The sequence below is a fragment of the Actinacidiphila cocklensis genome, from assembly GCF_907177275.1.
Lineage (GTDB): Bacteria > Actinomycetota > Actinomycetes > Streptomycetales > Streptomycetaceae > Actinacidiphila > Actinacidiphila cocklensis.
In genome coordinates this window covers 373,615-385,124 of the sequence record NZ_CAJSLV010000048.1, presented here as the reverse complement: position 1 = coordinate 385,124, position 11,510 = coordinate 373,615, and the positions used below count along the sequence as shown (strand labels likewise).

The 11,510-nt window shown below is 74.7% G+C and carries 11 protein-coding genes and 1 tRNA gene; 9 read left to right on the top strand and 3 right to left on the bottom strand.

Annotated features, from left to right (window positions below):
- The first annotated feature begins 77 nt into the window (after positions 1-77).
- Together NFU81_RS12660 and NFU81_RS12655 are read left to right on the top strand one after the other, a co-directional pair.
- Positions 78-1,271 (top strand): M6 family metalloprotease domain-containing protein, encoded by a 1,194-nt coding sequence (locus NFU81_RS12660; RefSeq protein WP_251488920.1) that lies wholly within the window; start codon positions 78-80, stop codon positions 1,269-1,271.
- Positions 1,246-2,535 (top strand): M6 family metalloprotease domain-containing protein, encoded by a 1,290-nt coding sequence (locus NFU81_RS12655; protein WP_251488918.1) that lies wholly within the window; start codon positions 1,246-1,248, stop codon positions 2,533-2,535. The genes NFU81_RS12660 and NFU81_RS12655 overlap by 26 nt, the downstream gene beginning before the upstream one ends.
- Positions 2,536-2,550: 15 nt before the next feature.
- Here the strand turns inward: NFU81_RS12655 and NFU81_RS12650 are convergent, their stop codons facing one another.
- The 3 genes from NFU81_RS12650 to NFU81_RS12640 all read right to left on the bottom strand — a co-directional run bounded on the left by NFU81_RS12650 (position 2,551) and on the right by NFU81_RS12640 (position 4,421).
- Positions 2,551-2,979 (bottom strand): OsmC family peroxiredoxin, encoded by a 429-nt coding sequence (locus NFU81_RS12650; protein ID WP_073493708.1) that lies wholly within the window; start codon positions 2,977-2,979, stop codon positions 2,551-2,553.
- 117 nt (positions 2,980-3,096) lie between these two features.
- Complete coding sequence (locus tag NFU81_RS12645) at positions 3,097-3,687, bottom strand: histidine phosphatase family protein (protein WP_251488916.1); 591 nt, start codon at positions 3,685-3,687, stop codon at positions 3,097-3,099.
- A 44-nt stretch (positions 3,688-3,731) separates the two neighbouring features.
- Positions 3,732-4,421, bottom strand: a complete 690-nt coding sequence (locus NFU81_RS12640) for a TetR/AcrR family transcriptional regulator (protein WP_251488914.1) — start codon at positions 4,419-4,421, stop codon at positions 3,732-3,734.
- 282 nt (positions 4,422-4,703) lie between these two features.
- Between NFU81_RS12640 and NFU81_RS12635 the strand changes: the two genes are divergently transcribed.
- The 7 genes from NFU81_RS12635 to NFU81_RS12605 all read left to right on the top strand — a co-directional run bounded on the left by NFU81_RS12635 (position 4,704) and on the right by NFU81_RS12605 (position 11,508).
- Positions 4,704-5,672, top strand: coding sequence for a phosphatase PAP2 family protein (locus NFU81_RS12635; protein WP_251488912.1), 969 nt, complete (start codon positions 4,704-4,706; stop codon positions 5,670-5,672).
- 21 nt (positions 5,673-5,693) lie between these two features.
- Positions 5,694-6,782: a hypothetical protein gene (locus tag NFU81_RS12630; RefSeq protein WP_251488910.1), complete on the top strand. Its 1,089-nt coding sequence runs from the start codon at positions 5,694-5,696 to the stop codon at positions 6,780-6,782.
- 475 nt (positions 6,783-7,257) lie between these two features.
- The gene (locus NFU81_RS12625; RefSeq protein WP_251488907.1) at positions 7,258-8,853 is read left to right on the top strand and encodes a hypothetical protein; all 1,596 of its coding nucleotides are present in this window, start codon (positions 7,258-7,260) and stop codon (positions 8,851-8,853) included.
- Entirely contained in the window at positions 8,850-10,196 is a 1,347-nt protein-coding gene (locus NFU81_RS12620; protein ID WP_251488904.1) for an AAA family ATPase, read from the top strand. Before NFU81_RS12625 ends, NFU81_RS12620 begins: the two co-directional genes overlap by 4 nt.
- A 79-nt stretch (positions 10,197-10,275) precedes the next feature.
- Positions 10,276-10,665 carry a hypothetical protein gene (locus tag NFU81_RS12615; protein ID WP_251488900.1) on the top strand — a complete coding sequence of 130 codons (390 nt, stop codon included), beginning with the start codon at positions 10,276-10,278 and terminating at the stop codon, positions 10,663-10,665.
- Between the two features lie 110 nt (positions 10,666-10,775).
- Positions 10,776-11,378, top strand: coding sequence for a bifunctional DNA primase/polymerase (locus NFU81_RS12610; RefSeq protein WP_308208280.1), 603 nt, complete (start codon positions 10,776-10,778; stop codon positions 11,376-11,378).
- Between the two features lie 56 nt (positions 11,379-11,434).
- A tRNA-Lys gene (locus NFU81_RS12605) sits at positions 11,435-11,508 on the top strand.
- The last annotated feature ends 2 nt before the right edge of the window (positions 11,509-11,510 follow it).

Sequence of the window (11,510 nt, the reverse complement as noted above, 5' to 3'; positions counted from 1 at the left end):
GCGTTCGGTACGCGCGTGGCGCCGCCGGTGCGCCGGGGCTCCCGCGCGGGGCGCGTTCCGCGGCCGCAGGCGCCTTCGTGTTCGGTGCTCTGGTGGCCTGGACGCTGGCCACCGGGCCGTCCGCGCACGCCGCCCCCGCGACCGCCGCGTGCCTGCTGCCGCGTACCCAGGTGCACCACTCCGAGGGCGTGGACACCGCCCCCGGCGGCTTCGCCGAGGCGCGGGGCGACGTGCGGGCGCTGATGGTCTTCCTGTCCTTCCCCGACGCGGCGCCCTCGCTGACCCCGCAGGAGGTGGCCGCCGACCACTACCCGGCCACCTCCGACTTCTACGACCAGGCCTCCTACGGGCAGTTCCGGCTGCACCTGCACACCGTGGACCACTGGGTGCCGATGCCGCACTCGGCGACCGCGTACGCCATCAGCCGCGACTGGCGGGCCGCGAACCGCAGCGCGTACCTGCGCGACGCCCTGACCGCGGCCGACCCGGTGGTGGACTTCGCCGGCTACGACGTGGTCTACCTCGTCGCCGACCCCGACGCGCCCGGCGTGGACTCCGACGCCACCAAGGTCGTCAACCTCGCCTCGCCCGTCACCCTCGACGGCAATCCGCTGGCCCGCCTGGTGACGGTCTTCGAACGGCACCCGCCGGACCGCAACGTGCTCGCCCACGAGACCGGACACGTCTTCGACCTGCCCGACCTCTACTACCGCCCGCCGGCCGGCAGCACCGCCGACTGGGACACCCACGTCGGCGACTGGGACCTGATGGGCAGCCAGTTCGGCCTGGCTCCCGAGCCGTTCGCCTGGCACAAGTGGAAACTCGGCTGGCTGCGGCCCGAGCAGGTCGGCTGCATCACCGGCACCGGCACGACCTACCACGACCTCAGCCCGGACGAGACCCGCGGCGGCACCAAGCTGCTGGTCGTCCGCACCGGCGCCGACACCGCGCTGGCCGTCGAGGCCCGCAGCGCCACCGGCAACGACAAGACCGCCTGCCGCGAGGGCGTCCTGCTCTACCAGGTGCGCTCCGACCGCGAGTCGGGCGACGGCCCCGTCGACGTCGTCGACGGCCACCCCGGCCACTCCGCGTGCGCCGCCACCTCGGTCTACCCGCCGCTGGCCGACGCGCCGCTGGGCGTGGGGGAGTCCTACGCGCTGCCCGACGGCACCACCCGGGTCACCGTCACCGGCCACGAACCGGACGGCGACTGGGCGGTCAAGGTCACCGAGAGCGCGCCGGGCGGTGACGGTGCGGGCCGCCCCGGGTGACGCGGCGAAAAGGCCCGGCCGCGTACGGCGGTTCGCCGCCCGCGGCGCCAGGACGGCGGCACTGGGCGCGGCCGGGCTGCTCGCGGTGGGCAGTTCGGTGTCCGCCGGGTCGGGGCCGCCCGCGATGCCCGCCAACCCGCCCGCCGCCCGGCCCTGCGCCCTGCGGGCCGTGCCCGGCGTGGCCATGTCCGAGGGCTTCTCCGACTCCACCGCCCGCGGCCCCGACGCCGAGTTCGCGCCGTCCGTCGGCACGGTGCACGCCCTGACCCTGCTGATCGACTTCCCCGACGCCCCCGCGCCCTACAGCGCCCGCGAGCGCTACGCCGAGTTCTTCCCCGCGGTCAAGCAGTGGTACACCGCCGCGTCGTACGGCAAGCTCGACTACGAGTCCACCCCGGTGCTGCGCTACATACGCATGCCGCGGCCCTTCAGCGCGTACGGCATAGGCCGCGGCTACGGCTGGGACGCGCACACCGCGATGGTGCGCGACCTGCTCAAGGTCGCCGACCGGAGCATAGACTTCCGCGGCTTCGACCTGGTCAACGTCCTGGTCACGCCGAACGCGGGGCCACCCGCGGACGAGGCGGTGCTGTCGGTCACCTGGACCGGCGCCTCGGCCGCCACCACCGACGACGGCGCCCACCTGAACAAGATCTCGCTCATCTACGGCCACGACCAGTCGGGTTCACGGGTCCTCAGCCACGAGAACGGCCACGCCTTCGGGCTGCCCGACCTCTACTCGGCCGACGACTTCCAGCGCACCGACGGCCTCGCCGGCCAGTGGGACACCATGTCGCTCGACTGGGGCCTGCAGGGCGACCTGTTCGCCTGGCACAAGTGGCGGCTCGGCTGGCTGGCCGACCGGCAGATCGCCTGCCTCACCTCGCGCGGCACGACCACCTACCACCTCAGCCCGGTCGAGATGACCGGCGGGCGCAAGGCCGTGATCATCCCCTACGGACCCACCCAGGTCTTCGTCATCGAGGCCAGGGCCGCCGTCGGCGACGACCACGACGCCTGCCGGCAGGGCGTCCTGGCCTACCGGGTGCGCACCGACATCGACTCGGGCCAGGGTCCCGTCACCGTCGTGGACGGCCACCCGGGCACCTCCGCCTGCGACTTCAGCAGCGGCGCCTTCAACTCCCTGAACGACGCGCCCTTCACCGCGGGCCAGACCTTCACCGACGACGAGGCCCGCGTGGCCTTCAGCGTGCTGGGCCGCGACGCGGCGGGTGACTGGTCGATACGCGTCACCCGCCGCTGACCCCGACAGCCGTGCTCAGCTGAGCAGTTCGGCCTCAAGGGTGATGTTCACGCCGGCGAGCGCCTTGCTGACCGGGCAGTTCGCCTTCGCGTCCTGCGCCGCCGCCTCGAACGCCTCGGCGGACAGGCCGGGGACGCGGGCCTTCACCGACAGGGTGATGCCGGTGATGCCCTCGCCCGGCTGGAAGGTGACGTTCGCGACCGTCTGCACGGTCTCCGGCGGGGTGCCCGCGCCGGCCAGGCCGTGCGACAGCGCCATCGAGTAGCAGGACGAGTGGGCCGCGGCGATCAGCTCCTCCGGGCTGGTCTTGCCGTTGGCCGCCTCGGCACGCGAGGGCCAGGAGACCTCGTAGGTGCCGACACCCGACGTGTCGAGCGAGACGGTGCCGGCGCCGCCGATCAGCGCGCCCTTCCACTGGGTGGTCGCGGTGCGGGTGGTTGCCATGGTGAAGCCTCCATCGAGTACATACCGTCGGTCCGCGGCTCCCGCCGCTCTCCGAACGCTACCCGGTCGCGTCGCCCGCGCTGCGGCACCGTCCCGCCCCGCGCACCGCCGCGGCAACTACCCCAGATGACCGGTGTCGTTCCAGCGCTCGATCGCGGGGCTTCCGTACGCCCAGCCCAGGACCGACAGCGACGCCGGGTCGAGCCGCAGGGACGCGCCGAAGGACGGCGGCAGGCCCAGCCAGCGGGCGCCGAGCGCGCGCAGGATGTGGCCGTGCGCGAAGACCAGCACGTCGCGTTGCGCCGACCGCGCCCAGGCGACCACGTCGTCGGCGCGCACCGCCACGTCGTCGGGCGACTCGCCGTTCGGCACGCCGTCCCGCCAGATGTTCCAGCCGGGGCGCAGCGCCTGCAGCTCGGCCGGGGTGTGGCCCTCGTAGTCGCCGTAGTCCCACTCCAGCAGCGCGTCCCACTCCTTGGCGTCGGGGAAGCCGGCCGCGTGGCAGGTGTCGGCGGCCCGCCGCAGCGGGCTGGTGCGCACCTCGACGTCGCGCAGGCCGTTCCAGGGCGCACTGGCCAGCCGGTCGCCGAGTACGGCGGCGGTCCTGCGGCCCTCGTCGGTCAGCGGGATGTCGGTACGGCCGGTGTGGCGGCCGGACAGGGACCATTCCGTCTGGCCGTGCCTGACCAGAAGGATGCGCGCAGCCATGCAGGGCGGCCTCTCGTGCGGGGACGGGAAACCCCCATCATCGCTCAGACCTGCGCCGTACCGCCCAGCAGCCCCCGCAGCAGCCCGTCGAGGCCGTACTCGAACTGGCCCGTGCCCTCGCTGTTGGCGCACAGCAGCTCGGGCGCCAGCGCGACCAGCGCCGGGTAGGTGTCCCGGGGCAGCGCGGCGAGCTTGGCCCGGGCGCGGTCCCTGGCGCCCTCCTGGCACAGCGCACGGGACCGCCGGGTGTTCCACAGCGCGGACCCCACCGTGTACTGCATGAGGGCGACATGCGCGTGCGCGGCGTCCGCGGGGGCGAGCCCGGCCTGCCGCAGCAGCCCCAGCATGCGGTCTATCAGCGCGATCGCGTCGTCGCCGCGCAGCGGCCGGTCGGCCAGCAGTTCGAGGGCGGAAGGATGCTCGGTGAACAGCCGGTACACCCCGACGCACACCTCGCGCAATTCGGTCTGCGGATCGGCGGAACCGCCCGCGGGAAGCTCTATCGTGTCCAGCAGCCGCTGGGCGACGGCGTCACTGATCTCGTCCTTGCCGCGGAAGTGCGAGTAGACGGCCATCGTGCCGACACCGAGCTGCTGGGCGAGGCCGCGCATGGTGAACGCCTCGGAGCCGTCGCGGTCGAGCAGCGTCAGGGCGGCATCGAGGATACGGTCGGGGTTGAGCGAATTGCGCGGGGCGCGGCGCCGTGGGGGACGGACCGGCTGGCTGACGGACATCGGCTTGTCTTGTTCTCGCCCTTCGCTGCTGTGCTGCCTGCTGTGCCTTGTGTACCTGGCTGAGGCAACCCGGAACGGTGCGCCGGGCGTCCTCCGCCTTGCATACCCCCGCCACGGGAAGGTTGAACACCGTACGAGCGTTGAACACCGGGGAAAATCGGGGTTCGCTCGCTACGGCCGGGGTGGTGTGCGTACGGTTTAGCGTACGTCGTACGGTAGAGGGTACGCGAAAAGTCCATGACCGCCTCCTGCGGCCTTCGGAGAACCTGGAGAGACGCCCGCATGACGATCACCGCCACCGCGCCGCGAGCTGCCGCCTATCGTGGCAAATTGCGCTGGTGGACCGAACTGCCGCTGATTGCCGTGGTCTATGCGCTCTATTCGGGCGCGCGGCTGCTGGTGCGCGGGGACGTGGACGACGCGGTCGGGCACGGCGCGGACATCCTGCACTTCGAGCAGCTGACCCACCTCGACCCCGAGCGCTGGTTCAACCAGCTCTTCACCGAGCACGCCTTCCTCGGCGTGCCCGCGGACTTCGCGTACGCCTCGCTGCACTACATCGTCACGCCGTCGATCCTGGTCTGGCTCTGGCTGCGCCGCCCCACCCACTACCGCACCGCCCGCACCTGGCTGCTGATCTCCACGCTGATCGGCCTGGTCGGCTTCACCCTGATGCCGACCGCCCCGCCGCGGCTGCTGCCCGGCGCGCACGGCTTCATGGACACGATGGCGCAGTACGGCTCGTACGGCTGGTGGGGCACCGACGCGAGCGCGCCGCGCGGCCTCGGGCACCTGACCAACCAGTACGCGGCCATGCCGAGCCTGCACGTCGGCTGGTCGCTGTGGTGCGGCATCATGCTCTTCCGCTACGGCCGGAACTGGTTCGTGCGCACCCTCGGGGTGCTCTACCCGCTGACCACCGCGCTGGTGGTCATGGGCACCGCCAACCACTACCTGATGGACGCCGCAGCCGGCGTCGCCACCATGGGCGTCGGCTTCCTGCTGGCCAAGCCGGCGCTGCGGACTGTCGACCGGGTCCAGGGCCGGGTCCACGGTGCGCTCGCCGCCCGGCGCGGCCAGGCAGGCGCCGAGACCGTCGTCGCCTCCAGCGTGCCCGGCGTCACCCCGGTGAAGGTGCCCTCGCCCCGGACGGTCTCGGTGCCGCCCGGTGCTCCCGGCGACGCCGACCGCGACCCGGACGCGTCCGGCGGAAGCGGGGCCGGGCGCGGCGAGCGCAGCCGGATGTCGTAGCCGGGTGCCACACTTTCGCGGGTGAGCACTACGCACGACACGCTGCGGGAGCGGCTGGCCGCCCTCCGCGGCCCGGACACCGCGCCCCGCCCGCTCGACGCGCGGGCGCTGGCTGCCCTCGCGGCCAACCCCGGCTGCCGGCGCCGCGCCCTGATGGACGCCGCCGGCGTCGACAAGGGCGCGGTCGCCGAGGCGCTGGGGGCGCCCGCCCGGTTCGGCCAGTCCCGGTTCGCCTTCTCCCGCGGCCACGCCTTCGAGGCCAGGGTCAAGGCCGACGGCTGCCGCGAACTGCTGCGGCTGCTGGGCGCCGACGGGGAGCACGCGCAGGTCCCCGACCTCGGCGCGGCAGGCCCCGAGGGGCGGGCCGCCCGCACCCGGCTCGCCCTCGCCGAGGCCAGGCCCGGGTCCTGGACCCTGCTCGACCACCCGCTGCTGGCCCTTGAGGTCGCCGGGTCCACCGTCTTCCTCGAACCCGACGCGGTCGCCGTCGCGCCCGACGGCGCCTGGACCGTCGCCGAGATCAAGTCCTTCCCGATCCTGGACGGCGGCGCCGACGCGATGAAGGTCGGGGCGGCGGCACGGCAGTCCGCGGTCTACGTCCTGGCCCTGGACGCGATCGAGCCCGGCCGCGCCCGCACCGACGTGCTGCTGGTCTGCCCGAAGGACTTCTCCAACCTGCCCACCGCCGAGTGGGTCGACGTCCGCAGGCAGCTCGCCGTCACCCGGCGCCAGCTCGCCCGGCTCACCCGGATCGACGAGATCGCCGCGGAGCTCCCCGAGGGCACCACCTTCGACCCCGCCAGGCCGCGCCCCGCCCTCACCGCCGCGGTGGAGTCCGTCCCCGCCGCCTACGCGCCCGAGTGCCTCGCCAGCTGCGAGCTGGCCTTCCACTGCCGCGACCGTGCGCGGGCCGCCGACTCCATCGACGCGCTGGGCCGCGGCCTGCGCGCCGACCTCGGCGCCCTCACCACGGTGACCGCGGTCCTGTCCGCGTCCGCGTCCCCGCCTGCGGCCTGCGCGGCCGACGCGCAGGACGACCCGGCGGTTACGGCGCTTCGCCGTGCGGCGAGCTTGCGCGAAGAGGCGCTCCGCGCCGGGGGTACCGAATGACCCGCCCGTGGGAGGACGTTCCTCCCGCCGTCGCGGCTGGTCGCGCAGTTCCCCGCGACCCTGAGGCCGTGCCCCTTGTCGTGGGTTGCTTGTCTGCGACTGCGTCGTGGCCGGTCGCGCAGTTCCGCCCCCAGCGCCCCCTGGTGGGTTGCCCTCTGCGCGGAGGGCGAGCGTTTTTCAGGCGGCGCTGGGGGTACCCCCAGGCGAAGCTCTGGGGGCGGAACTGCGCGCCCAGCCCGGGCGGCGGGAAAGCAGCGACGCCACAGCAAGGGGCAGCACCTCAGGAGGCGCTGGGGGCGGAACTGCGCGGGCAACCACGACGCACCGCAACGTGGGAGCCCACCGCAAGCGGCAGCACCCCAGGAGGCGCTGGGGGTACCCCCAGGCGAAGCTCTGGGGGCGGAACCGCGCGGCAAGCCCCCCACCGGCGGGTGGTCCGGAGCGCGCGGGACCGAGCGCGGACGGGCGGTACCCCGTGGCCCTCATGAATGTGCTGGCCCGCGCGGAAGCGGTCGCCCAGGGCCGTGCCGTGCCCGCGGCAACGGTGCGCCACCGCTGGCTGGCGCAGAGCCCACTCGTCTTCGTGCCGCTCACCACCGCGGGAGAAGCCGGCGCCCCGCTCGGCGCCATGATCGGCACCGACCGCGCCGAGCCGACGCTGCTCGTCGTCCCGCAGCCGCTCGACCGCTCCCTGCGGTTCGACTTCTTCGCCGGCCTCGCGGCCGCCGTGCTGCCGGTGGTGGACGCGTACGCCGACGACGTCGAGACCGAGCCCGCCACCCGCAACCGGGAGGAGACCGAGGTCTGCGCCGACGCCCCGCAGGTCATCGTGCCCAACGGCGCCGCGCTGGAGTACGTACGGCTGCTCGGCCGCTCCACCCGCTACCTGCGGACCGTCGAGGACCCGGACGCCCCGCACCCCGTTCCCGTGCCGGTGCCGCTGCTCGGGCGCTGGCTCACGCACTGGGCCGAGCGCGCCCGCACCCCCGGCAGCGCGCTGCTGGTCGCCATGACCGACCTGCTCACCCGGCACTGGGCCACAGGCCAGAGCGCGATGGAGGACCAGCACCTGGGCGGGCTGCTCGGCTGGATCGACCCGCCGCAGGGGATGGACGGGCCTGCCGCCGCTGCCCGCGCGCAGACCGGGCGCGACCGGGACGGGCTGCTGTTCAGCCCGCCGGCGGGTCCGGCCACCGACCCGGTGTTCGACAACCGCGTGCTGGCCCCGGCGCTGGAGCGCTACGACGCGGCCAAGGCGGCGGGCGCCACGGGCCCGCTGCGGGTCGCCGAGGCGGACGTGCGGCGGCTGGTGGCCTCCCAGTTGCGGCCCACCTGGGACGACGTGTGGCACGGCGTGGACCTGCTGCGCGCGCTCCCCGAGGGCGGGCACGTCGCCGAGCGCTGGAAGCGGGACCGCTGGTCCTTCACCGGCCACCGGGACCGGGTGCGCGCGGGCGAGCCGCCGCAGCCCAAGCGCGACGACGCGGTGACGGCGGCGCAGAAGCTCGCGGGCCGCGAGACCGCCCAGGCGAGGCTGTTCGCCCAGGAGGCGCTGGACGACCCGCTGGTGATGGCGGCCAGGCGGCTGGCGGGCGAGGCGTTCGCCGGCACGGTGCTCGCGGTCGAGATGACGTATTCGGAAGGCCGCCGCCCGATGCCCCGCCCGCTGCTGACCCTGACCACCCCCGACACCCCGCAGGCCGACCCGGGCACCAAGGCCTACCGCGCCCTGCCCGACGCCAGATCGGCCCAGACGGCCGAGGTCCTCACGTCGGTGCCCCAGGCACCCGGCACGCAAGTCCCCGCGCCGCGGGACGGGGAGGCCGCCGGACACGTGCCGAGTTGCCTCGTGACCGTCCGGCTCACCGGGGGGATGGGTACGGGCAGGGTGCCGCGGGAAGGGTCCGTTCCGGAGGTGGGGGAGCGGGTGACGTTCACGCTGTTCGCGCACGAGCCGCGCAGCGGACCCGCGCTGCCCGACCCGGAGGCGACCCCGTGGACGCACGGCGGGCCGCCGGGAACCGCCACGGCGGACGTACCGGACACCGTGACCGCGGAGGACTTTCTGTGACGCAGGACCGGTTCGACCCGGGGGCCGAGGCCTCCGCAGCGACCGCGGCGATCCTGGCCAGCACCCTGCACGGCACCGCCCGCGGGGTCGTCGTGGACTCGCCGCCCGGCGCGGGCAAGTCGACCCTCGTGGTGCGCGCGGCCCGCGAACTGGCCGCGGCGGGCGAGCAGTTGATGATCGTCGCGCAGACCAACGCCCAGGTCGACGACCTCGCCGACCGGCTCGCGACCGCCGAGCCCACCCTCCCCGTGGGCAGGCTGCACGGCGCCGACTCGCCACCCGACCCGGTGCTCGACCGGCACCCGGAAGTGGCGAAGTCCAGCTCGGTGGCCGACCTCAGGGACCGGGCCGTGGTGATCGCGACGGCCGCGAAATGGGCGTATGTCAAGGACGTCGAGCCCTGGCGGCACGCCATCGTCGACGAGGCGTACCAGATGCGATCCGACGCGCTGCTGCAGGTCGCCGGGCTCTTCGAACGCGCCCTGTTCGTCGGCGACCCGGGCCAGCTCGACCCCTTCAGCGTGGTCGGCGCCGAGCAGTGGGCGGGGCTGAGCTGGGACCCGTCGGCCAGCGCGGTGGTGACCCTGCTGGCCCACAACCCGGGCCTGCCCCAGCACCGCCTGCCGGTGTCCTGGCGGCTGCCGGCGTCGGCGGCGCCGCTGGTGTCCCGCGCGTTCTACCCGTACACCCCGTTCAGGAGCGGCACCGGCCACGGCGACCGGCGGCTGGCCTTCGGGGTGCGGGGCGACGGCGGCGGGTTCGACCGGGTGCTCGACGAGGCCGCCGCGTCCGGCTGGGGCCTGCTCGAACTGCCCGCCCGGCACACCCCGCGCACCGACCCCGAGGCGGTGCGCGCGACCGCCGCGGTCGTCCGGCGGCTGCTGGACCGCGGCGGGGCCACGTACTCCGAGCGCGACGCGCAAGCCGCGCCGCTGACCGCCGACCGGATCGCGGTCGGCACCGCCCACCGTGACCAGGCCGCCGCGGTCCGCACCGCACTGGCCGCGGCCGGCGTGCCGGCCGGTGCCGGCGGGGTCGCGGTGGACACCGCGAACCGCTTGCAGGGCCGGGAGTTCGACGTCACCGTCGTGCTGCACCCGCTGTCGGGACGCCCTGACGCCACCGCCTTCCACCTGGAGACGGGCCGGCTGTGCGTCCTGGCCTCCCGGCACCGGCACGCCTGCATCGTGGTCTGCCGGGCGGGCGTCGCCGACCTGCTCGACGAGCACCCGTCGTCCGAGCCGGTGCGGCTCGGCGTCACGGTGAAGTTCCCCGACGGCTGGGAGGCCAACCACGCGGTGCTCGCCCACCTCGCCGAGCACCGGGTGAGCTGGCGCCCCTGAGCGGCGCCCGCGCCCGCCGCAGGGGGGACTTGCGCGGGCGCGGGACAATGGAAGGCGGAACCGACCCCGGAGGTACCGCATGTCCGAGCCGCAACCGGCTCGCCCGTCCCGCGAGTCCCGTGAAACCCACGGGTCCCGTCCCGACCGGCCCAAACGCCCCGCCCCGCTGCTCTTCGAACCCGGTGTGCCGTACGACGCCGGCAGCGACCGCTTCTTCGAGCTGGAATCGATGGACGACCCGCGGCAGTTGCTGGCCAGGGCCACCGAGCTGGAGCGGGCCTTCCGCACCGCGGCCGACCGGGCGAGCGAATTCCAGGCCATCGCCGCCGCCCAGCTCACCGACCCGCGCCGCTTCGACCGGATCACCCCGGCCGACCTGGCAGAACAGGCCGGCTGGACCGAGGACTACGCGCGCAAGATGGCCGAGTGGGGCCAGGGCCTGATCGCCGGCGGCGGTGTCACCCCGTAGCGGTCCGATCGCCCTGCGGGGTCGGAAGGGTACGCCTCCTCCCCGCCCCCTGTCCCGTATTCGACGGATTTACCAGGATGCCACCGGGATGCCCGGTACCTGTAGATGCCATGGATGAATGGCAGGGGAGCACCAGCGTCGTCGGCATCGTCACCGAGGCCCAGCGGCGGCGGCACGCCGCGTTCGTCACGCCGGAAGGCGCCGCCTGGCTGGCCTCCGCGAGCGCCTTCCCGCGCAGCGTCGAGGCCCTGTGGTCGGCCCGCCCCGGCGCCCCGAGCGTCCTGCCCTGCGGCCGGGCCTTCGACGTGGTCAATCTCACCGCGCTGTTCGGCCGCCGGGTGCTGGAGCAGCTCTGGTCGTCCGGCCCCGGCAGCGGCCCGGTCGCCGTCCACCGCGGCCGGGTCCTGCTGCTGGTCGCGCCCGGCACCGCCCAGCGGCTGCCCGCCCTGCTCGGCTGGGAGGAGTGGGGCGCCGCCGTACCGCCGATGCTCTGCCACGGCGGCGGCGACGCGGTGACCGTCCCCGCGCTCCACGACGACCTGGACAGCGACCCGCCGGACGGCGCGGGCCTGTCCCGCTGGGTCGTCGCCCCCGACACCCGGCACCCCTGGCTGCCGGGCGCCGACGTCCTGCTGTGGGCGTGCCTGCGAGCAGCCAGAACCGCCCCCGCAGCGGCCCTTCCGGCCCTCGCCGGGATACCGGGACCGGCCTGAGCCTTATCGATTTTCCAGGTCGCGGGGGTGGGTGCTAATGTCTACGACGTCAGCAGGCGCCGCTAGCTCAGTTGGTTAGAGCAGCTGACTCTTAATCAGCGGGTCCGGGGTTCGAGTCCCTGGCGGCGCACC